The sequence below is a fragment of the Mycobacterium hackensackense genome, assembly GCF_025822555.1.
Classification (GTDB): domain Bacteria; phylum Actinomycetota; class Actinomycetes; order Mycobacteriales; family Mycobacteriaceae; genus Mycobacterium; species Mycobacterium fluoranthenivorans.
Map to the genome: position 1 here is coordinate 220,291 of NZ_JACKUC010000032.1, position 21,215 is coordinate 241,505.

A 21,215-nucleotide genomic window follows, 5' to 3' on the forward strand; every position below is an offset into this window, starting at 1 on the left:
TCGTTGCGAGCAGGACTGTCCATCACTTCACGAACTCCTTTGGCGCGGCTACGCGGTGGCTGCTGCGTTGTCACGTCCGGTTGCACGATCTACGTGTCAATCAAGTACGTAGTAAGTCAGTACATTGGCACACGTTACATCACTTGTTCCCCGTAGGTAACAGTGTTCCCAAATGTCATTCCTGTAATTAGCTGCCGCCCTTGCCGACTCGGAGGAGACTGCCCGGGGCCTGGTGAGGATCGCCGTTCGGTCACGATTCGCTCTCGGGGTGAGAACTTTCCCGCGCCAGAGGTCACCTATCTACGTAGTAGGTCAGTATGTAATGGTGAGTGTGGATCTCTCGGAGCGGACGGTATTGCTGGCGGGTGGGGTGAACGCGTGGGCGCAGGGCATTGTGAACTGCTTCCTGAATACGTCGATCTCCACCACGTGCATCGACGTCGCGGATCTATCGACTGCCCTCGCGTCGGCGCACACACCCAGTGTCATCGTGGTCGATCTCGGCTCGGTGCACGTTGATGAACATCGCGCACTCTGCACGCGACTGCGGATGGCGCACGGTGCGCGCGTCATCGCCCTCGGATCGGCGGGTGAGCGGGCCATGCTCCTGGACAGCAGAGGATCGCTGGTGGATACGTTCATAGCCAAGCCGTTCGGCTGCCGAGACGTCGCAGACCGGATCACCGCACTACTCGCCGGGGAACCTGCCGACACGGTTGAGTACGGGCCGAAATCCGATCAGGCGTTGCGGATCGATGTCGAGCGGCGCGAGGTACGCCGAAACGGAAGTCCGATCGCCTTGAGCAGGACGCAATTCGACATCCTCGCGCTGCTGGCGCGAGACCCTGGGCACGTCGTGGCCAGAGGTGAGATCCTGGCCGCGGTGTGGGGTCCGGCGTGGCAGGGCAGCGCCAACAATGTCGACGTGCATATCGGCCAGCTGCGCCGCCGCCTCGGTGACAACCCGGACCAACCGCGGATCGTGCAGAATGTCAGAGGCGTCGGATTCCGGCTCCGCTCATGACTAATCGGCCAAGATGGGCTGCGGCAGATCCGACCAGCGCGCCGGCCGCAGACCTTCGATCGCCTTCTCGGTGTACACCCGGAAGCCGAGTTCTGGTTTGTAGCCGTGGATCTCGGGAGTGTCGAGCTCGCGCAGGAAGGTCAGGATCTCCTGGCTGAACACCTGGCCGGGCACCAGCACCGGGAATCCGGGCGGATACGGCGTCACGAACGTCGCCGACACCACCGGTACGCCGGCGTCGATCTTGTCGAAGATCTCGTCGGTGGACAGGTACTCGCAGTGGGTGTCGTCGTAGGACAGGTAGAAGGCGCGGCGCACATCGCCTTCGGGCGTCTGCGTGCCGTCCCGAAAGACGGGGTGGAAGCCGCTGAAATTCGGCAGCGAGGCCGAGTTCGTGGTCAGCCGGCGCACCTTCTGCTCGAACCTGGCCCGTTCGCCCAGGCCCATCTCGGAGATCGACTCCTCCAGCTCACCGGCGATCTTCACCAGCACCTCGACCAGGAACGCCACCGAGCTGCGCGTGGTGCCGATATTGGTCATGAACAGCACGGTGTTGCGTGAGGTCTTGTTGATCTGCACGCCGTGCCGGTCCATCAGCTGTTCGCGTTTGAACTGGTCACCGTCGTAGCCGGTGCGCCCGATCGACAGCGTGATGCGCGACGGATCCAGCACGAACTCGTCCGAATCCCACACCGCCATCATGTTTTTCAGCCCGGATCGCAGAGGCTGGGCGATACCCGAGGGGCGGAACTGCTGCGGGATCAGGTCCGAGGTGCGCAGGCAGGACATGTACTTGCTCAGCAGCGGATGGTTGTCGATGGCGTCGCGCAGCTGCATGGCGTTCTCGATCTGGCGCTGCACCAACTCGACACCCTCCAGCGCCACCTGGCGGCGACCCAGATCCAGTGACGCGAGGATCTGGTAGTTCGGCGAGGTCGAGGTGTGCGCCATATAGGCCTCGTGGAAGGCCTCGGACACCTTCTGCTCGAAGTCCTGGTCGAAGACGTGGATCATCGAGCCCTGCCGCAGCGAGGTCAGGGTCTTGTGCGTGGACTGGGTGGCGTACACCCGGACCCGTGCCTCGGCGGGGTCGGGCCGCAGCCGCCGGTTCAGCAGCTCCTCGTCGGACAGCGGGCCTTCGTGGGTGAGCTGCTCGGTGTAGGAGGCGCGGTATTCGGGGTCGGCGAGCTTGTCGCGCAGGCTGCGAGCCGATGCCATGGCAGTGCGCTTGCGGTACACCGGGTGGAACCGGGCGAACGCGAACCACGCTTCGTCCCACAGGAATACGAGGTCGGGCTTGATGGCCAGGCATTCCTCCATGACGCGCTCGGTGTCGTAGACGATGCCGTCGAACGTGCAGTTGGTCAGCGAGATCATCTTGACCCGGTCGAGCTTGCCGGCGGCCTTGAGCGCCAACAGTTTCGACTTGATCTCCCGCAGCGGGACCGCGCCGTACATCGTGTAGTCGGCGAGCGGGTAGGCCTCCAGGTAGACGACGTTGGCGCCGGCCAGCATCATGCCGTAGTGGTGGCTCTGGTGGCAGTTGCGGTCCAGCAGCACGATATCGCCGGGAGCGACCAGGGACTGGGTGACGATCTTGTTGGCCGTCGAGGTGCCGTTGGTGACGAAATAGGTGTGCCTGCTGCCGTACGCCTCGGCCGCCAGCTGCTGGGACTCGCGCAGCGGGCCGGTGGGTTCCAGCAGCGAGTCCAGCCCGCCGCAGGTCGCCGAGGTCTCGGCCATGAACACGTCCAGCCCGTAGAACCCGACCATGTCTTTGATCCAGTGCGAGTTGACGATCGACTTGCCCTGGCTGATCGGCAGTGCATGGAAGACACCGGTGGGCCGGTGGCTGTACTGCTTGAGCGCGCTGAAGAACGGGGTGCGGTAGCGCGCGGCGACCCCCTGCAGGATGGACAGGTGCAGCTCCAGCACCCCCTCGCGGGCGTGGAACACCCGGCGGAACGACTGCCCGAGCCGGCCGGCGATGTCCTCGACCTCGATCTCGGTCATCAGGAACAGGTCGAGTTCGGGACGCAGCTCATGCAGCGACTTGGCCAGGATCGCGGCCCGCTCGTCGGGGGATTTGTGGTCGTCGAGATCGTGGGACAGCGTGTGGTCGATGAACTCCGACAGCGTGGTCAGGTCCCGGGGCGACTGGTGACTGAACCGGCGGCGGATCACAACGGCCTGCAGGTTGACGTTGAGGCGCGCGGCGATCAAGGCCTCGTCGCCGCTGCCGACGACGACCAACTCGTACACGAATTCGTCATCGGGCCTGCGCCAGCTGCGCACCTCTTTGCGCAGTGCCCGTTCTTGGGCCTCGGTCATCTTCTCCACGACCAGCACCTCGAAGTACAGCTGCTCGCGCCGGTTGGCGGGCTGGCTCTCCAAGGTGCGCGGGTCGGCCGGGAACAGATCGGCGGTGTCGTCGGCACCGGCGGTGTCGACATCGCCGGTGCGGTAGGACTCCGTGGTGAGCGCCCGGTTGATCCGGGCGACCGTGTGGGCGAACTTGTCGTACGCGCCCGCGTTGAACAGGCGCTGGATCTTGGCGAACTGAGGTGAGCCGGGGAAGGCCCAGTACGGTTCCAGCGGTGCCAGGTTGATCAGCAGGTCGTGACAGATGGCCACGTATTCGTCTTTGAGGTCGCCGGTCGTGCTCGGTCGAGTCAACCGGTCGGCGGCCTCTTCGAGGCGGCACCACGCATCGCCGCGGAACTGCCAGACACTGTTGTACGCACGCGAGTTGTCCACGGCTAGAGCGTGTACCGGGGTTGGCGTCGTGCGAGGTAGCAGCAGACGAACGCTTCGCGGCGATTACATGACCGAGAGCCGACCGCAGCCTGTGAGCACTAGGGCGTGATGGTGGTCTGCTGGTCGATGATATCGGTGGCATTGCCCAGCGTGTCGGCTTCCGACTCGTCGGCATAGGCGTTGAGTTGCAGCACATACAGGCCGTCATCGGCCGGGATGACGACGGTCTTCTGCGCGATCACACCCTGCTTGCCGTCGACGTCGTAGTTGCCGCCCAACTGGAAGGCGTTGAAGCCACTCAGGGTGGACGAGGCGCCCTCGTTGAGGGGCTTCCACCCCGGCAGGTTCTGCAGTTCGCCCGGGGCGTACTCGAGGATCTTCTGGGGGTCGACATTGCCGGTCAGCTTGGACAGCAGAGCCAGGATGCGGGGCGGGTTGTCGGGAACCGAGCTGCCCGTGAAGACGATCGCACCGTAGGGGGCTTCGGGCAGCTTGTCGGTGGCCTCCCACCCTTCGGGCACCGGCAGGTCGATCGACGGGCCCGGGTCGCCGCGCTTGATCGACGTCTCGGTGATCCCGCTCTCCTGGATGTAGTCCGCGATCGACTCGTGCGCTTCGGGAGTCGAGGGTGCCTTCTTGGTCGACGATGCGGCGGAGCTCTTCGTCGATGACGACGATGAAGCCGATGAGCTCTTCGAGGAGCTGCTGCCGGCATCGGATTTGGAATCGGAGCCGCAACCGACAGCGCCGAACAGGCCGAGTGCGACGACGGCGGCGGCCGCGGCAGCGCGGGTCGTGGAGTGTGTCATGGCGGGCACCGTAAGCGGTCGCGGTTGGAATTCGTTTGGAAGGGTCATCGGTCGTCCCCGTCCCCGTCGCGGTCCCCGTCCCCGTCGCCGTCGCCGTGGAAGCCGCGGAAGCCGTGGAAGAGGTCTTCGGGGTGGTGCAGGGCGTTGACCCGTGGCTGGCGGGTGTCCAGCAGTGGTGGCGGTATCCATTCGACGCGGCCGTCGGCCCGGATGCGGGTTGTCCAGCCGCGTTCTGTGACGAGGCGGTTGTGCGGGCCGCAGGCCAGACCCAAGTTGGTGATATCGGTGTGCCCGCCGACGCCGTAGTCGGTCTCGGCGTGATGTGTTTGGCACAGGTAGCCGGGAATGGCGCAGCCGGGGAAGGTGCAGCCGCGGTCGCGGGCGTGCAGGACCAGTCGCTGGCCGGGGGAGGCGATGCGTTTGGTGCGGCCCAGGTGCAGCGGCACCGCGGTGTGGCCGTCGAAGATGCTCAGGTAATGGCGGGCATGCCCGGCCATCCGGATCAGATCGCGCATCGGCACAGTGGATCCGCCGCCGGTGTGGGCGACCCCGGCCGCGGTTTCCAGCTCGGTCAGCGTGGTGGTGACGACCACGCTCACCGGTAGTCCGTTGTGCTCGCCCAGCTCACCCGCCGTCAGCGCGCTGCGGGCGAGCGTCATCAGGGCATCGTGTTGGCGCTGCCCGAGGCTGCGGGTGTCGGCGGCACTGACCTCGGCGGGTGGGGTGCCCTTCACACACGGGTGCACATCGTCGGGATTGCACATGCCCTTGGCGGCGAGCTTGGCGAAGATCGGTTCGAGATAGGCCCGGAATTCCGGGGTGACCTTGGCGCGTAGCTCGCTCATCCCGTCGGCGTCCTGTGGGCCCAGCGTCACGTTGCGGAGCATCTCCCGGCGCGCCACGGTGTCCTCGTCATTGGGTTCGGGCCCGTCGGGGTCGAGCAACTGGAGCAGCAGTGCGGCCGCCTTACGCAACGCCTCGGGCGTCTGCACGGCGGCGACAGCGGCCAGGTCGGTCTCGGCGTCGGCGCGGGTCCGGTCATCCACCACGGATGGGATCTTCTTCATGGTGTGGGTGATGATCCGGACATGCTCGCCGGTCAGTTCGCCGCGGGCCAGGGCCGCGGCGGTGCCCGGGTACACGGGCTCGAGCGGTTCGCCGGTCACCGAGCGCCGCGGGCCCAACAACTCACCCTCGCTCAACCGGCGGCAGGCTTCGGTGTGCGAGATCCGCAGTCGGATCCCCAACGCGTCGGCCCAGCTGCGCGCACCCAACTCGCCCGGACTGGACTGCGCCTTCACCGCCGCCATCACCCGGTGCTGCATCGCCGGGATCCGCCGGTTCACCGATTCCAGCGCCGACTGCACCTCCAACAGCTCAGCCACCGACGCGTCGTCGAACGCCACCGTGGACAGTTTGTCCACGGTGGCCAGCAGATCGACGACACCTTCCATGACTCGAACACTAGTACGCACCACCGACAGAACCGGCAGTTATCCACAGTCGCGGATTCATCCACAGATCCACCCGCACAACGGTTTTGGATCGGAAAAACGAGTAGACTCCGCGTGCGACAATGAGGTGTGACCGAGGACTGGCGCGCGACGAATCTGGCGAACTGGGAATCCCGGGTGCCCCTGCACACCGGGCCGGACGGGTATGACCTCGCAGGGTTCGATGACCCCGCCCACCTCTCCGACGTGGTCCGCTATGACCTACCCCGGCTGGGCCGGCTCGACGGACTGGATGTCGTTCACCTGCAATGCCATATCGGCACGGACACCGTGTCGCTCGCCCGTCTGGGCGCGAAATCGGTGACCGGTATCGACTTCTCGCCGTCCGCTCTGGAGGCGGCGCGCGACCTGGCGAAGGGGGCCGTGACCTTCGTCGAGTCCGATGTCTACGACGCGGTCGGCGATTTCGATCTGGTCTACACCGGTATCGGCGCCATCTGCTGGCTGCCCGACATCCGGAGGTGGGCCGCCACCGTCGCCGGCCTGTTGCGGCCCGGCGGACGATTGTTCATGCGCGAGGGGCATCCGGTGCTGTGGGCGATGTGCGATCCGCGACCGGACGGATTGTTGGTGTTGGAGTACCCGTATTTCGAGACCGACGGCGTTGTGTTCGTCGAGCACGACAGTTATGCCGGCTACGGCACCCTGGACTCCCCGACGTTGGTGCATTTCAATCATGGTCTCGGCGAGATCTTCACGGCACTCACCGACGCCGGACTGATCGTCACCGCGCTGGAGGAGCACCGCGAAGTACCGTGGAATCCGCTGGGCGAGGCCATGATCCCGAGCAGCGACTACCCGGGCGAGTTCGTGCTGGCCGAGGGGCGGGACCGAATCCCGTTGACCTACACCCTGCAGGCGGTCAAGCCCGCTACTGCTGGAACCGGTAACCCATCCCCGCTTCGGTGAGCAGATGTACCGGGTGTGAGGGATCGTCTTCGAGCTTTCGCCGCAACTGCGCCAGGTACACCCGCAGATAGTGCGTTTCCTTGGCGTAGGCCGGACCCCACACCTCCTTGAGCAGCTCCTCACGGCCCACCAGCTTGCCGCGGTTGCGCACCAGCATCTCCAGGATGCCCCACTCGGTCGGTGTCAGATGCACCTCGACGCCGTTCCTGGTGACCTGCTTCGCGGAGAGATCCACGGTGAAAGAGGAGGTTTCGATGACGGGCTCGTCGGTTTCGGCCGCCGCGGTACCCCGGCGTACGGCCGCGCGCAGGCGGGCCAGGAACTCATCCATGCCGAAGGGTTTGGTCACGTAGTCGTCGGCGCCGGCGTCCAGCGCCTCGACCTTGTCCGAGGAGTCGCTGCGCGCGGAGAGGACGATCACCGGCGCGCTCATCCAGCCTCGCAACCCCGCCAGCACCTCGATACCGGACATATCCGGCAGGCCCAGATCCAGAACCACGACATCCGGACGGTGATCGGCGGCCGACCGCAGGGCCTCGGCCCCGGTGGCCGCCGTGGTCACCTCGTACCCGCGGACGGACAAGTTGATGCGCAGCGCCCGCAGGATCTGTGGTTCATCGTCGATGACGAGCACCCGGGTCATGCTTGGACATCCTTTGCTGTTGCCGCCAAGTCGATCTCGATGGTCAGGCCGCCGCCGGGTGTGTCGGTTGCGGTGATCGTGCCGCCCATTGCTTCGACGAAGCCGCGGGCCACCGAAAGGCCGAGGCCGACACCGGTGCTGGTGTCGCGATCGCCCAGGCGCTGGAAGGGTTCGAACAGCTGATCCTCGGTGCCGCGGGGGATACCGGGTCCCTCGTCGACGACGGCGATGAGTACCCGGTCACCGACCTGGCCGGCGGTGACCCGCACCGGTCTGTTCACCGGCGAGTAGCGCAACGCGTTGTCGACCAGATTGGCCAGTACCCGCTCGAGCAGGCCGCTGTCGGCCATGACGACGGCATCGCCGACCTCGACCTTGACCCGGTCGAGCTCTTTGCGCGGGAAGCCGGTGACTCCCTTGCTGATTCCGAGCAGTGCGCGCTGCACGGTCTCCTCCAGGTACACCCGGCGCAGTTCGGGGCGGACCGCCCCCGCCGCCAGCCGCGACGAATCGAGCAGATTGCCCACCAGGGCGGTGAGCTGATCGACGGATTCTTCGATGGTGGCCAGCAGTTCGGCGGTGTCCTCCGCGGAGAAATCGACATCGCTGCTTCGCAGGCTCGACACCGCTGCCTTCGCGGCGGCCAGCGGGGTCCGCAGATCGTGGCTCACCGCCGACAACAGCGAACGCCGCAGTTCGTCGGCCTGGGCGATCGCCTCGGCCTCGCTTGCCTCTTCGGTCAATTCGCGTTGTTTGACCAGACCGGCCGCCTGTTTGGCGACGGCACCCAGCACGCGGCGATCCCGGGCCGACAGCTTGCGGCCGGACAGCAGCATCCAGAACTCGTCGTCACCGGCCTCCACCGCCGTGTCGGCGTCATCCACCTCCACGCACGGGTCCTTGCCCACGCACGCCACCGTCGCCGGCCCGTCGGGTCCGTCGCGGACCAGGCTGACCGCCCGCTGGGCGTACGTCTCGCGGACGCGTTCCAGCAGCATGCCCAGATCCGCCCCGCGCAGAATCGATCCCGCGAACAGCGCGAGCAGTTCGGCTTCCTGTGACGCGCGGGTCGCCTCGCGAGCCCGACTGGCGGCGCCGTCGACCAGCGCCGCCACGGCGACGGCCACGAGCAGCAGCACCACGACCGTGACGGCGCTGTCCGGTTCGGCGATGGTGAAGGTGTAGCGGGGATTGACCAGGAAGTAGTTCAGCAACAGACCGGACAGCAGCGCCGACAGCGCGGCGGGCGCCACACCGCCGAGCAGCGCCACCACCAGCACCCCGATGAAGAACAGCGCGCTCTCGCCGCCGATACCGAGGAAGGGGTCGAGCCACAGCGACGTGATGGCGCAGATGACGCTCGGAACGATCACGGCGGCCAGCCAGGACAGCAGGTGCTTCTGCCACGACGCCACCGAAGAGTACGAGCGCGGTCGCTTGGCCTCCGGGTGGGTGACCATGTGAACGTCGATCTTGCCGGACTGCTGGACCACCGACGCGCCGATGCCCTCGTCGAACATGCGCGCCCAGCGGGACCGCCGAGAGGTCCCGAGCACCAGCTGGGTGGCGTTCATCTCGCGGGCGAAGTCCAGCAGCGCGGCCGGGACGTCGTCACCGACCACGGTGTGCAGTGTCGCGCCGAGGCTGGTCACGAGTTCTCGCACCTTGCCCATCTGCGGGGCCGCGATACCCGAGAGACCGTCGCCCCGCACGACGTGCACGACCATCAGTTCGGCGCTGGATTTGGACGCGATGCGCGACGCCCGCCGCACCAGGGTTTCCGACTCGGCGCCACCGGTTACGGCGACGACCACGCGTTCGCGCGCCTCCCAGGTGTCGGTGATCTTGTTGTCGGCCCGGTACTTCGACAGCGCGGCGTCGACCTGGTCGGCGAGCCACAGCAGTGCCAGTTCCCGCAGGGCCGTCAGATTTCCGCGCCGGAAGTAGTTGGACAGCGCCGCATCGATACGCTCGGGGCCGTACACGTTTCCGTGGGATAATCTGCGCCGCAGCGCTTCCGGGGTGATGTCGACCAACTCGATCTGATCGGCCGCGCGCACCACCTCGTCGGGGACCTTCTCCTGTTGCTCGATTCCGGTGATCTGGGTCACCACGTCGTTGAGGCTCTCCAGGTGCTGGACGTTGACCGTCGAGATGACGTCGATGCCTGCGTCGAGCAGTTCTTCGACGTCCTGCCAGCGCTTGGCGTTCACGCTGCCCGGAGTGTTGGTGTGGGCCAGTTCGTCGACCAGCACCACCTCCGGGTGCCTGGCGATGACCGCGGGCACGTCGAGTTCGGGAAACCGCCCGCCGCGGTACTCGATGTACCGCGGCGCGACGATCTCGATCCCGTCGAGCAGCTCGGCGGTCTTCTTGCGGCCGTGCGTCTCGACGACGGCCGCGACCACGTCGGTGCCGCGTTCGAGCCTGCGGCGTGCCTCCCCGAGCATCGAGAAGGTCTTCCCGACGCCCGGGGCGGCGCCCAGGTAGATGCGCAGTTCGCCCCGCTTGGCCTTGTGCGTCGACGTAGCCGACCGTTCCCCGTCTGGTCTGCTCGCTCCCGGGGCGAGCACCTCGTCGCCGATGTTCACGCCCTCATCATCCACCGGTGCATCAACTCTTCACTGGATACTTCTCGTCCAGCTCCACATTCAGCATCAATACGTTGACCCGCGGTTCGCCGAAGTACCCGAGGGTGCGGCCGGCGGTGTTGTCCGCGACGGCCGTGCGGATCAGGTCCGGTGAGACACCCCGGGCCTTGGCGATCCGGTCCACCTGGATGGCGGCGTACGCGGGGGAGATGTGTGGATCCAGGCCGCTGGCGCTGGCGGTCACGGCGTCCGCGGGTACGGCCGGCTCTGCCGGGGCGGCACCCCGAATCGGGACGATCTGGCCGATGGCGTAATCCTCACCGAACTTCGCACATTCGACGCGGGCGCCCTCATAGGTGCTCAGGAACGGGGTCTTGGTCGTCTCGCACGGTTCGTTGACACTGACCACCCGCGTCGGATGGACGACGTCGCCGGATGCGGTGCGGGGTCCGATCACCGAGAGCACGGCCCCGACACTTTCCCCGTCGCTTCGCTCGCCCTGGCCCCCACCGCCGGTGCAGAACGGGCGGGCCCCGCTCACACCCTCGAGCTCACCCACGGCGGCGCTGCGCTGGCAGACCTGCGTGAGCAGGCTGGCCTTGTATCCGTTGTCGTCCTTGGCAAGCGACGGGTCACCGGGTGTGTCGACGATGCTCTCCGGTCCCAGGTTGCTCGCGCTGGTGGCGAGGGGGTCATAGCCGTTGCCCGCGGCCGACGGCCGGCTCTGGAAGTACTGCGGCAGTGCGTTGCCCTCCGCGTCGGTGAAGGACTGACCGATCAGGCTGCTGCCCACCGGTTTCCCACCGGCGTCGACGATGGACCCGTTGGCATTCTCACGCAGCCCGGGGATCTGGGCGATGAGCCAGATGAAGGCCGGGTAGGCGAGGCCGAGGATCACGGTGAGCACGAGCAGGGCGCGGAGCGCGGCCCAGTGCTGACGAATCAAACTGGAGAAATTCATTTCACATCCCTGGCAGGAACTGGATTACGAGGTCGATGATTTTGATGCCGATGAACGGCGCGATGATTCCGCCCAAGCCGTAGACGTAGAGGTTGCGGCTCAACAGTTTCGAGGCACTGCTGGGCGTGTACCGAACACCGCGCAGCGACAACGGGATCAGCGCGACGATGATGATCGCGTTGAAGATGACCGCGGACAGGATTGCCGACTGCGGACTGTGCAGCCGCATGATGTTGAGCAGATCCAGGCCGGGGAACAGCGTGACGAACAGCGCGGGGATGATCGCGAAGTACTTGGCGATGTCGTTGGCGATCGAGAACGTCGTGAGCGCCCCGCGGGTGATGAGCAGCTGCTTGCCGATCTCGACGATCTCGATGAGTTTGGTCGGATCCGAGTCGAGGTCGACCATGTTGCCGGCCTCTTTCGCCGCCGACGTGCCGGTGTTCATCGCCACGCCGACATCTGCCTGCGCCAACGCGGGTGCGTCATTGGTGCCGTCACCGGTCATGGCGACCAGCTTCCCGCCGGCCTGCTCCTTCTTGATCAGGGCCATCTTGTCTTCCGGCGTGGCCTCGGCGAGGAAGTCATCGACACCTGCCTCGTCGGCAATGGCCTTGGCGGTCAACGGGTTATCGCCGGTGATCATCACCGTGCGGATACCCATCCGGCGCATCTCGTCGAAGCGTTCGCGCATACCCTGCTTGACGACGTCTTTCAGGTGGATGACACCGAGAACCGAGGCGGTGCCGTCCAGGACCTGCCCGACGACAAGGGGGGTCCCGCCGGCGGCGGAGATGCCGTCGACGATCTCGCCGAGCTCCGCCGACACCTGGCCGCCCTGGTTGCGCACCCAGTCGGCGACCGAGCTGGCCGCGCCCTTGCGCAGGCTGTGATCGGTGCCCAGATCCACGCCCGACATCCGGGTCTGGGCGGTGAATTCCACCCACTGCGCCGTCGCCAGCTCGCCCGGAGTCCGGGCTCGCAGCCCGTACTCCTCCTTGGCGAAGACCACGATCGAGCGGCCCTCCGGCGTCTCGTCGGCCAGGCTGGACAGCTGGGCCGCATCGGCGAGTGCCTCGGCAGTCACCCCGGTGACCGGGACGAACGCGGAAGCCTGCCGGTTGCCCAGCGTGATGGTGCCGGTCTTGTCCAACAGCAGCGTGTTCACATCGCCGGCGGCTTCCACCGCACGACCCGACATGGCGAGCACGTTGCGCTGGACCAGGCGATCCATCCCGGCGATACCGATCGCGGACAGCAGCGCGCCGATCGTGGTGGGAATCAAACACACCAGCAGCGAGACCATCACGATGCCCGACACACCGTTGCCGGTGAGTGCCAAGCTGTCCGGCACACCGGGGTTGTTCATCTTCGAGTAGATGGCGAGCGGTTGCAGCGTCGCGACGGCGAACACGAAGATGAGCGTGAGCGAGGCCAGCAGGATGTTCAGCGCGATCTCGTTCGGTGTCTTCTGCCGGTTGGCGCCCTCGACGAGGGAGATCATCCGGTCGATGAAGCTCTCGCCCGGCTTCTGCGTGATCCGGACGATGATGCGATCGGAGAGCACGACGGTGCCACCGGTCACCGCGGAACGGTCGCCTCCGGATTCCCGGATCACCGGCGCTGATTCACCCGTGATGGCGGATTCGTCCACGGAGGCAATGCCTTGTACGACATCGCCGTCGCCGGGGATGGTCTCGCCGGCTTCGACCACCACGTGGTCGCCCAGCTGCAACAGGGGAGCGGCGACCTCTTCCTCGGTGGCCGTGCGGCCGGGGGCCCAGTCGATGAGGCGACGGGCCATGGTCGACGTCTTCGTCTTGCGCAGCGTCTCGGCCTGAGCCTTACCGCGTCCTTCGGCAACCGCTTCGGCGAGATTCGCGAAAATGACTGTCAGCCAGAGCCAGATCACGATCAGCCAGCCGAACCAGGAGGGGTCGGCGATCGCGAGGATCGTGCTCCATACCGCACCGATCTCGACGATCAGCATGACGGGGTTGCGCCACAAGGTGCGCGGATCGAGCTTGCGCAGTGCGTCGGGCATCGACTTCCACAGCAGTTTCGGATCCAGCAGGCCGCCTTGAATGCGGTTGGTGGACTGCGATTTGTGCTGTGCGTGCCCAGATTCGAGGGTGGGGGTGGTCATCAGTGAATTCCTTCAGCGAGGGGGCCGAGCGCAAGCATCGGCAAGAAGGTGAGCGCGACCAGGATCAGCGTGACACCGGCGACCATGCCGACGAACTGAGGTCGATGCGTCGGTAGGGTGCCGATGGACTCCGGGGTCTTGCCCTGTTTGGCCAGTGCGCCGGCCAGGGCGAGTACGAAGATGATCGGCAGGAACCTGCCGAACACCATGGCCAGGCCGAGCGCGGTGTTGTACCACTCGGTGTTGACGGTGATACCCGCGAATGCCGACCCGTTGTTGTTGGCCGCCGAGGTGAACGCGTAGAGCACCTCGGACAAGCCGTGCGGACCGGTGTTCAGCATGCCCGCGCGCTGGCCCGGCATCGCCATCGCGATGGCCGTGCCGGTCAACGCGATCAACGGGGTGATGAGGAAATAAGTTGCGGCGAGCTTGATTTCACGCGGTGTGATCTTCTTGCCGAGGTACTCGGGGGTGCGTCCGACCATCAGGCCCGCGATGAAAACGGTGATGATGGCCAGGATGAGCATGCCGTACAGGCCCGAGCCGGTGCCGCCCGGTGCCACCTCGCCGAGCTGCATGTTGAACAGCGTGACCATGCCGCCCAGGCTGGTGTACGAGTCGTGGAACGAGTCGACGGCACCGGTGGACGTCAGCGTCGTGGCATCGGCGAAGACGGCCGAGTCGGCCACGCCGAAGCGCTGTTCCACACCTTCCATCGCCGAGCCGACCGCGGTGGGCACGGTGCCGTGGCCTTGCAGCTGGAACAGCATCATGAAACCGACGCTGATCACGGCGAGCACGCTCATGACGGCCGCGATCGCGTACCCCTGCTTCTTGCTCTCGACCATCCGCCCGTAGGTGCGGGGCAGTGAGAAGCTGATGACCAGCAGCAGGAAGATCTCCACCCAGTTGGTCCACGCGTTGGGGTTCTCGAACGGGTGCGCGGAGTTGACGTTGTAGAAACCGCCGCCGTTGGTGCCGAGTTCTTTGATCACCTCTTGGCTGGCGACGGGGCCGCCGGTGATGGTCTGCTGCCCGCCGGCCAGGGTGTTGACCACCTGATCGTGCAGGTGGAAGTTCTGGATGGCGCCGCCCGCGATCAGGATGATGGCGCCGACGATGGACAGGGGCAGCAGGATGCGCAGCGAGCCGCGGACCAGGTCAACCCAGAAGTTGCCCAGTTCACCGGTACTGCGCCGGGCCAGGCCACGGACGAAGGCCATCGCGACTGCCATACCGACCGCCGCGGACACGAAGTTCTGTACGGCCAGGCCGGCCATCTGGACGAGATGGCCCTGCGTCGATTCACCCGAGTAGGCCTGCCAGTTGGTGTTGGTCACGAAGCTCACGGCCGTGTTCCACGCCAGGGCCGGAGTCATCGGCGTCGCCGGATCGTTCAGATGAAGCGGGAGCTTGCCCTGCACGAGCTGGAGAACGAACAGGAACAGGATGCTGATGGCCGAGAAGGCCAGCACGCTGCGTGCGTAGGCAGCCCAGGTCTGCTCGGCTTTCGGATCGGCACCGATGAGTCGGTAGATGAGCCGTTCGCCGCGCAGGTCTCGGTCGGACGAATAGACCCGGTACATGTAGTCGCCGAGCGGCACGTGTACGGCCACCAGGGCGACGATCAGGGTGACGAGGAACAGGATCCCCGCCCCCTCGCTAGTCAGGGCACTCACTAGAACCTCTCGGGGAAGAGCAGCGCGGCGAAGAGAAACAGTGCGAGGAGAATCGCGAGCACCAGCCCGACGATGTTGTCGTAGCTCACAGCCCCTCGACCAACTTCTGAATCAAGCCGAGCAGGGCGAAGATCGCCACCGTCAGCACGATGTACACGACCACCGACATGTCACTCCGTTCACTGAAAACTGCGGGCGGCGCTCGGGTGTGATCGAGGCAGCCTCTGGCAGGCTCCCCGTTCTGAGAGCCCGGCTTGAAGCTAGACCCGCCAAGGACGCTCACAGCGGGCATTGACGGTTTCTTTACGCCCGGGCGACAGTCCTTTACGCCGTTTATTCATCGCGGTTATCCAGGTCACATCCGCGTGGCCCAGATGGCGTCAATCGACCCAGGTGACGGCAGTTCTCGGGCCTTGACGATCACTACCACGAGGTCATTTACGGCCGGTGTGTTCAATGCGAACAGCGCCCACCCATTCGAGGTCGTGGCTGCGGGCCTCATGCCGCCATCGCGCGTGAAGGTCAACAACTCGTCAAGGTTTCCTGCGGATCCGTCAAGAGTCCGCTAGGACGGTGGCCGAACGGCATGGCGCGCGCCACAGTGGATGGTGTGGCCCCCGGCAGCAGGCCGAGGCCTCAACGAGCAAGAAGGTTTCGGTGTCCATTTCCGGCGTCTTCCTTTCTGCGCTGTCGGGAGCGAGATCGCATACATCGTTGTCCGAGACCGATTCGGCGGCCATGTCGCCCGACCGGCTGGTTCAGCGCAGGTGCGAGATCTACCGCGGCTACTTTCCGATGACCGAGGTCGCGGTGCCCGCGAGTGCGCTGCGAAATCACCTCGTTTCCAAGTGGGTTCGCGAACGCGGGATCGCGGTCGACGTGTGGTCGGGCCGGGATCTCGCGGTGGCGATCGCGGCCGGCATCAGTCCGCGGCGACTGACCATCCATGCGCAAGGATTGCGGGACGCGGAGATCCGCGCCGCCGCCGGGTTGAGGCCCGGCTGCATGGTGGTGAGTTCCCTGGCGGAGATCGAGCTGCTGGCATCGGCAGTCGAAGGCCGAACACAAGGTGTCATGGTGCATGTGACCGACTCGAACGCAGCCGATCTCACCGTGGTCCGGGCTCAGCAGGATGGTCGGCGCACCTTGCGTTGTGACAGCGAGCAGATGGATGCCGCGATCGGGGCAGTGCTCGGTAGCGCCCGCCTCGACCTGGTGGGATTGCACTGCGAGGTCGGCGGGCAGGTGGACGACTTCATCAGTTACCCGGCCGCCATCGGGCAGATGATCACGGAGATGACCCACATCCGTCGTATCCACGGTGAGGTGCTGACGCGGCTGGGATTGGGTGGGGGCCGTGCGGTGCCGAGCGGAGACTGGCGGGAGGAACTGCCGGAGCTCGCCGAAGAGATCGACGAATCCCTCGACGATGCCTGTGCCACAATGCGTTTCCCGCGTCCGCTGGTCGTGCTCTCGGCCGGCGGCGCGATCGTGGGACGGACGGCGGCATGACCGTGCATACCCTCGTCATCCCTCGCCTGTCGTCCGCGGATCGCTTCGCGCGCCGGTTGCTCGACGATATGGTGCGGCCCGCCGGCCTCCTCGACGAGGCGGTGGTGCTGCGCCGATGTGCCATGTACCGCAAAGCATTTCCTACTTCGGCGCTCAGCTTTCCGGCAAGTGTGCTGCGGTCGGGAGTGGTGGCGGACTGGATCCGGCGCCACGGAGTGAGTGTCGATATCGTCTCGGTCGAGGAACTCGATCTTGCGGTGTCACGTGAGGTGACTGCGAAGCATCTCGTCATGCACTGCCGGGCGGACACGGATCCCGCCGCCGTGAGGCGAGCCGTCGCCGCCGGGCTGATCAAGTTCGTGGTCGGTGCCGAGGAACACCTCGCTGTGCTCGGTGGCTCGACGGGTGCGGTCCGGCAGGTGATGGTCGACAGCGCTCAGCCCGGCTGGGAGGACCACGCGGCGCAGGTTGTCGCACAGCGTGCGACGAGCCTGATCGGTGTACATGGTGAGCTGCTGCGGTCCGACGGTGCGGGTGGCGCGGACACGGTGATCGAGATGGTCGCCGCGATGGCGCGGCTCAGCCGCAGGCACGGCGCCATCCTGAGCCGGATGAGCCTCGGTGGGTTGAGCGGGGAACCTTCCGGTGACATCCGGGTGCTGCGCGGCGTTGCGGAGGAGACCACCGAGGTCATCCGTGATGGCTGTGCGTTGTGCCGGTATCCGGTTCCCGCGCTGACGGTTTCGCTCACACCGTTGGCATTGGCGGCCGCGGGCTAGCTGCCCCCGCCGCAGCCTCCGCCGCCGCACCCGCCTCCGCCGCAGCTGGAGCCACCGCCGCAACCGCCGTGACCATGGGCTCCACCGCCGTCACCGGCGCCGCATCCGCCGCCGAGATAGCCGCCACCGGCCGCGGCGCCACCGGCCGCGGCGCCGCCTCGGGTGGACCAGTACTTTGCGGATTGCTTCTGTGCGCTGCGGTGACTGAGCCAGATGAGCAGTCCCCCGATGGGCACGACGAATGCCAGCGTGACGAGCAAGGCAAACAGGCCGTTCATTCCGAGATGGTAGACGGCCACGCGGGCGGGTGACTATCCCCTGTTCGGAGGAGCCGGGCAGTGATTTTTCAGGGACCGGCGCAGACGCTAACGTCATTGTCTGCACAGGCCCCCATAGCCCAATTGGCAGAGGCAGCGGACTTAAAATCCGCCAAGTGTCGGTTCGAGTCCGACTGGGGGCACCGAGAAAGTGCAGGTAGAACCGTTTTTGGTCGCTCGGGCTGGTGAGAAAACCGCTCTCGTCGCGGCGTCGTCGCGGCGCGCGGCGGGATCGCGGCGGCGAGGTCGCGCTGCTAGCTAACTGCGCGTCTGCTCAGGTTGTCGCTCGTCGCTGAAATAATCGCGTGGTGACTGAGCAGCCGGGGAACGACGACGCAGACTCGACTCAGAATGATGAGCCGACGGTGCTCGAATCTTGGACCAGCCCGTTCGGCATCGAGCGGGACAAGCGCAACGCCGATTTGGAGGCGATGCCAGGCTTCCGGCTGCGCGACGACCTTGACGCTCTCAGGCGCGCTGGGCACGTTATGTCCAAGAACGCCGATGAGCTGAACAGGCACGCCGCGAAGTTCCTGCAGCGGCGGATGATGGCTCGCGACACTACCGACGAATACGCAGACGAACTGGTCCGGTACCTGCATAACTACCTCACGTCGGTCACGTCGCTGATCGACTCGCAGCGGGTTGTGATGCGGCACTGCTGGGGTAACGGTTCGGAGTTCGAGAAGTGCGAGTACAGGGAACACGTCAAGACGTCATTCGGCACTGGCGAAGCGGAGTTCATGAAGGACCTCCGGAACTACTGCACGCATCGCTCAATTCCGTTGCCAGACATCAGCACTAATTTCTCCTGGGTTCAAGGTGGACCGACAATCATGGAGAACAAGCTGACGCTGGACCGCGACAAGCTGCTTGATTGGGACGGTTGGACAGCGCCCGCGAAAGGTTACCTGCGAGCCAAAGACAAAAGGTTCGACCTTTTACCGGTTCTGTATAGCTACATCACCACCGCAGCGGAGTTCTACGACTGGTTCGTGAACGAGATCAGGGAACGTAACGCCGACGACATTGCAGAGTTCAATCAAGCGGTGGACGACTATAACGAGTGGTACAGGGAAGAAATGGGGATGAACACTCCGGGATACAAGGCGCTATTCCCAGACACGTCGCCGCAAAATCGCGCCGAGCGACGTGGCCAACGGACTCAGCCAAAGCGGTCCTCAAAGCGCAATCGCAAGGGAAAGCGCAACTAGGGGCACGCGGTCACGGGGCGGTAAGGCAACGGGTTCCCCGCACCGTGACCGGGCCGTCTAGGGGGCGGTTGCTGCGGCCTGCACGGGGCGTAGGCGTGTTGCGACGGCATGGCGAGGGCTACCCGACTCGCTCGCCTGGGTAGCCGCGCGGCGGGTCGGCCGGCCGCCACCGGGTTTCCTGTACGCGGGCGCTGAGGTCGTCGCTTGGTGTGGGTTCGACCGGCGGGCACTTCGCCCGGTACACGCCGCTTTGGTTCGGTGGCGCGGTCTCCTTGCCGGGGGCGACTGGCCCAGGGCCGAAGCCGAACTCAGACTTGTCTCGGTAGTCGCGCTCTGGGTCCCGCGAGTTGCGTACGCGCTCGAACATGGTCAGCCCTATGTCTTGATGGCCGGGGCGGTGTAGCTAGCGTTGGTGGTCACCTGCATGACGACTGCTGCACCGCGATGTCGGACGCCCGTACCAAAACCCCTCGCATAGAAGCTGTCCGTAAGCGGGTACGGGCCACGCCCCGGAATATGCCGCAGCCCTTGATAAGCCGGATTGACGTGCTCTCGGAAGCCGATCGGGTTGCGGTCGGAGTCGAGCCCGCCCGTCGCTGCCACGATCACATACCCGAACGGCACATAGTGCGACTCGATGAGCCAGGCGTCGCCGTAGCTGCCGAGAACCTGGAACCCCTCAAAACTCCAGCTCTCGGCGGGCACCCATTTCATGCAGGTGTCGAAGTGGCTCGGGCACAGCACTTTCACCCTGACCCTCGACACCTACGGCGACTACATCCCCGAGCAGGACGGCGGCGCGCTCAACACGCTGCCTGAACCGCCCGCCCCGGTTAAGCGGGCCGCGGCGGCGGGCAATGTGGTGGCGTTACGGCGTTACGGCGTTACGGCGTTACGGCGTCGCGGCTAGCTTTCAGCGATGGCACTTGCGGCCACGTCCGCGAGGAATTGGGCGATGACGCCCTCGCTCCACCCCGAGAGCTTGAGATTCAATGTCTCATTTGCGGTCTCTGAAAGCTCCCGGAGCCATACTTCGAGGCCATCGCCGGGGTGCGACGTCATAATCAACTCTGACGGCATGGAATCGTCAATTCGCACGAAGATCCCCACCCGGAGAGTGAGTGATAACTCACGCGGCCAATCGCTTCTGGCAGAAATAAACCAGAGTCCGTCTGCCCCTATGGTTCGGTACCCCTCTGGGACCGGTGGCGATCCAGCGTTTCCCATGTACGCTTCCACCTTTAGTCGACTAGGAAGCGTCAGCGCAGCTAATTGCTTCTTTACCTCGGCGACCGCTAGTTGTCGCAATCGCATGGCACCTGCAAGTAGTTCTTCGTCGCCAGTTTCTCCGCCGAAGAGCTCGTTGAGACCAGCGAGGGTTGAAGCGATCGGCGGCCCGCTTCGTTGAAGGGACGCCCGAATGATCCCTATAGCATCGATTGTCCTCGTCATTACAAACTGAGCAAACTGAAATTGATTGCCGCCGTCCGCAGCCTCCAACGCGTCGAGATAGTCGTTTCGTTGGTCTGCGAAGACGATGAGCGGGACGCCTGGCGACCGGTAAAGGTAGACGCTGCTCAATGCCCGGGCAACCCTGCCGTTGCCGTCGGAGAACGGGTGTATGCAGACGAACCCGTAATGGGCATATGCAGCCTGGATTACAGGATGCGCTAAAGCGAATGCCTCTGATCGGAGTTCTTCAACCAGGCGCCGCATTTCCGGGGGTGTGTCGATGACCGGCGCATACGCGTGCACTCGGCCGTCCGCGAGCGTTGGGCTGTTGGGCATGGTCTTATATGTGCCTTTAGGCAGAGGCCGTTCTTGCGAACCGAATTCGCCATAGACGGTGTACGTTTTCTGGCTCTTGCAAATGATTTGATGCAGTTCTCTAATCCACAATTCTGAGATATCGACGGTTTTGGTTGCTGCATCCAGTACGTATTCGTACCCGCTGAGCGCATCATCGAACGCGAGCCGGACATGTGCGCCTCGGGCGTCGATTACCTGCTCCCAGGCGGCGGCCTGCGTTGCGATCGTTCGCGTAAACCCACGGTCAACGGTGTAGAGACCTTCGATAGCTCCAGTGTCGATAGCCGCATAGCGCATGGCCGCAGTCATCGCCTCTTCGAGGTTCTCCGGGGAGGCCGCTTGTTTCGACGCGGCGAGCAATTTCGCGTACCGCTCGAACAGTGCGTCATCAAATCCGCCTGTGTCCCACTCGGTGAAGGACGGAAACGGTCGATATACGCCAAGTTCTTCTGGGCCTTGTGTCATGTAAGCAATCGTCTCACTGTTGTCCGACATAGGACCTTAAAGAAACCCCGGCCCGCCTAGCTAACATCCTCGAATCAAGATCGTCG

18 protein-coding genes and 1 tRNA gene are annotated in these 21,215 nt (G+C 65.3%); 7 read left to right on the plus strand and 12 right to left on the minus strand.

The features are described from left to right. The first annotated feature begins 325 nt into the window (after nt 1-325). On the plus strand, nt 326-1,024 hold the full coding sequence (locus H7J86_RS25385; protein ID WP_267294334.1) for a winged helix-turn-helix transcriptional regulator: 699 nt from the start codon (nt 326-328) through the stop codon (nt 1,022-1,024). Here H7J86_RS25385 and H7J86_RS25390 read toward each other — a convergent pair whose 3' ends face one another. The 3 genes from H7J86_RS25390 to H7J86_RS25400 form a co-directional block, all read right to left on the minus strand. Further along, nucleotides 1,025-3,781: an aminotransferase class I/II-fold pyridoxal phosphate-dependent enzyme gene (locus H7J86_RS25390; RefSeq protein WP_090362491.1), complete on the minus strand. Its 2,757-nt coding sequence runs from the start codon at nt 3,779-3,781 to the stop codon at nt 1,025-1,027. Between the two features lie 98 nt (nt 3,782-3,879). Continuing rightward, a complete protein-coding gene (lpqN, locus tag H7J86_RS25395; protein WP_170847437.1) occupies nt 3,880-4,590 on the minus strand; it encodes an envelope biogenesis lipoprotein LpqN in 711 nt (236 codons plus the stop codon). 44 nt (nt 4,591-4,634) lie between these two features. After that, nucleotides 4,635-6,044, minus strand: a complete 1,410-nt coding sequence (locus H7J86_RS25400) for an HNH endonuclease signature motif containing protein (RefSeq protein ID WP_267294336.1) — start codon at nt 6,042-6,044, stop codon at nt 4,635-4,637. A gap of 129 nt (nt 6,045-6,173) precedes the next feature. Here H7J86_RS25400 and H7J86_RS25405 point away from each other — a divergent pair, with 129 nt between their 5' ends. Then, on the plus strand, nt 6,174-7,013 hold the full coding sequence (locus H7J86_RS25405) for a class I SAM-dependent methyltransferase (RefSeq protein ID WP_267294338.1): 840 nt from the start codon (nt 6,174-6,176) through the stop codon (nt 7,011-7,013). On the opposite strand, the gene H7J86_RS25410 is transcribed toward H7J86_RS25405, so the two are convergent. The 6 genes from H7J86_RS25410 to kdpF all read right to left on the minus strand — a co-directional run bounded on the left by H7J86_RS25410 (nt 6,976) and on the right by kdpF (nt 15,122). Continuing rightward, a complete protein-coding gene (locus H7J86_RS25410; RefSeq protein ID WP_090362494.1) occupies nt 6,976-7,656 on the minus strand; it encodes a response regulator in 681 nt (226 codons plus the stop codon). The two genes, H7J86_RS25405 and H7J86_RS25410, sit on opposite strands and share 38 nt — an antisense overlap. Continuing rightward, nucleotides 7,653-10,154 (minus strand): ATP-binding protein, encoded by a 2,502-nt coding sequence (locus H7J86_RS25415; protein WP_235633033.1) that lies wholly within the window; start codon nt 10,152-10,154, stop codon nt 7,653-7,655. The genes H7J86_RS25410 and H7J86_RS25415 overlap by 4 nt, the downstream gene beginning before the upstream one ends. Before the next feature lie 115 nt (nt 10,155-10,269). Further along, a complete protein-coding gene (locus H7J86_RS25420; protein WP_187096743.1) occupies nt 10,270-11,208 on the minus strand; it encodes a potassium-transporting ATPase subunit C in 939 nt (312 codons plus the stop codon). A gap of 1 nt (nt 11,209) precedes the next feature. Then, the gene (gene kdpB / locus H7J86_RS25425; RefSeq protein WP_267294340.1) at nt 11,210-13,354 is read right to left on the minus strand and encodes a potassium-transporting ATPase subunit KdpB; all 2,145 of its coding nucleotides are present in this window, start codon (nt 13,352-13,354) and stop codon (nt 11,210-11,212) included. Then, nucleotides 13,354-15,024, minus strand: a complete 1,671-nt coding sequence (kdpA, locus tag H7J86_RS25430) for a potassium-transporting ATPase subunit KdpA (RefSeq protein WP_267294470.1) — start codon at nt 15,022-15,024, stop codon at nt 13,354-13,356. The genes kdpB and kdpA overlap by 1 nt, the downstream gene beginning before the upstream one ends. Nucleotides 15,025-15,032: 8 nt before the next feature. Continuing rightward, nucleotides 15,033-15,122 carry a K(+)-transporting ATPase subunit F gene (gene kdpF / locus H7J86_RS25435; protein WP_090362500.1) on the minus strand — a complete coding sequence of 30 codons (90 nt, stop codon included), beginning with the start codon at nt 15,120-15,122 and terminating at the stop codon, nt 15,033-15,035. 625 nt (nt 15,123-15,747) lie between these two features. Between kdpF and H7J86_RS25440 the strand changes: the two genes are divergently transcribed. Then, nucleotides 15,748-16,545 carry a type III PLP-dependent enzyme domain-containing protein gene (locus tag H7J86_RS25440; RefSeq protein WP_187096741.1) on the plus strand — a complete coding sequence of 266 codons (798 nt, stop codon included), beginning with the start codon at nt 15,748-15,750 and terminating at the stop codon, nt 16,543-16,545. Further along, the gene (locus tag H7J86_RS25445; RefSeq protein WP_267294342.1) at nt 16,542-17,324 is read left to right on the plus strand and encodes a type III PLP-dependent enzyme domain-containing protein; all 783 of its coding nucleotides are present in this window, start codon (nt 16,542-16,544) and stop codon (nt 17,322-17,324) included. The genes H7J86_RS25440 and H7J86_RS25445 overlap by 4 nt, the downstream gene beginning before the upstream one ends. On the opposite strand, the gene H7J86_RS25450 is transcribed toward H7J86_RS25445, so the two are convergent. Next, a complete protein-coding gene (locus tag H7J86_RS25450) occupies nt 17,321-17,602 on the minus strand; it encodes a hypothetical protein (protein WP_267294344.1) in 282 nt (93 codons plus the stop codon). The two genes, H7J86_RS25445 and H7J86_RS25450, sit on opposite strands and share 4 nt — an antisense overlap. A gap of 108 nt (nt 17,603-17,710) precedes the next feature. Between H7J86_RS25450 and H7J86_RS25455 the strand changes: the two genes are divergently transcribed. Both H7J86_RS25455 and H7J86_RS25460 read left to right on the plus strand, forming a co-directional pair. Continuing rightward, nucleotides 17,711-17,784 (plus strand) — tRNA-Leu (locus H7J86_RS25455). 165 nt (nt 17,785-17,949) lie between these two features. Next, nucleotides 17,950-18,855 carry a hypothetical protein gene (locus H7J86_RS25460; RefSeq protein WP_267294346.1) on the plus strand — a complete coding sequence of 302 codons (906 nt, stop codon included), beginning with the start codon at nt 17,950-17,952 and terminating at the stop codon, nt 18,853-18,855. Between the two features lie 375 nt (nt 18,856-19,230). Here H7J86_RS25460 and H7J86_RS25465 read toward each other — a convergent pair whose 3' ends face one another. Further along, nucleotides 19,231-19,560, minus strand: coding sequence for a hypothetical protein (locus H7J86_RS25465; RefSeq protein WP_267294348.1), 330 nt, complete (start codon nt 19,558-19,560; stop codon nt 19,231-19,233). Between the two features lie 7 nt (nt 19,561-19,567). Between H7J86_RS25465 and H7J86_RS25470 the strand changes: the two genes are divergently transcribed. Then, nucleotides 19,568-19,765 carry a hypothetical protein gene (locus tag H7J86_RS25470; RefSeq protein ID WP_267294350.1) on the plus strand — a complete coding sequence of 66 codons (198 nt, stop codon included), beginning with the start codon at nt 19,568-19,570 and terminating at the stop codon, nt 19,763-19,765. Here H7J86_RS25470 and H7J86_RS25475 read toward each other — a convergent pair. Further along, nucleotides 19,762-21,159 (minus strand): Fic family protein, encoded by a 1,398-nt coding sequence (locus H7J86_RS25475; protein WP_267294352.1) that lies wholly within the window; start codon nt 21,157-21,159, stop codon nt 19,762-19,764. The genes H7J86_RS25470 and H7J86_RS25475 overlap by 4 nt on opposite strands. Between the last annotated feature and the right edge of the window lie 56 nt (nt 21,160-21,215).

Excerpts from the sequence above, each read along its gene's own strand:
- lpqN (WP_170847437.1), bottom strand. The coding sequence starts at position 4,590 with ATGACACACTCCACGACCCGCGCTGCCGCGGCCGCCGCCGTCGTCGCA.
- H7J86_RS25400 (WP_267294336.1), bottom strand. The coding sequence starts at position 6,044 with ATGGAAGGTGTCGTCGATCTGCTGGCCACCGTGGACAAACTGTCCACG.
- H7J86_RS25410 (WP_090362494.1), bottom strand. The coding sequence starts at position 7,656 with ATGACCCGGGTGCTCGTCATCGACGATGAACCACAGATCCTGCGGGCG.
- H7J86_RS25420 (WP_187096743.1), bottom strand. The coding sequence starts at position 11,208 with ATGAATTTCTCCAGTTTGATTCGTCAGCACTGGGCCGCGCTCCGCGCC.
- kdpB (WP_267294340.1), bottom strand. The coding sequence starts at position 13,354 with ATGACCACCCCCACCCTCGAATCTGGGCACGCACAGCACAAATCGCAG.
- H7J86_RS25445 (WP_267294342.1), top strand. The coding sequence starts at position 16,542 with ATGACCGTGCATACCCTCGTCATCCCTCGCCTGTCGTCCGCGGATCGC.
- H7J86_RS25450 (WP_267294344.1), bottom strand. The coding sequence starts at position 17,602 with ATGAACGGCCTGTTTGCCTTGCTCGTCACGCTGGCATTCGTCGTGCCC.
- H7J86_RS25470 (WP_267294350.1), top strand. The coding sequence starts at position 19,568 with ATGCAGGTGTCGAAGTGGCTCGGGCACAGCACTTTCACCCTGACCCTC.
- H7J86_RS25475 (WP_267294352.1), bottom strand. The coding sequence starts at position 21,159 with ATGTCGGACAACAGTGAGACGATTGCTTACATGACACAAGGCCCAGAA.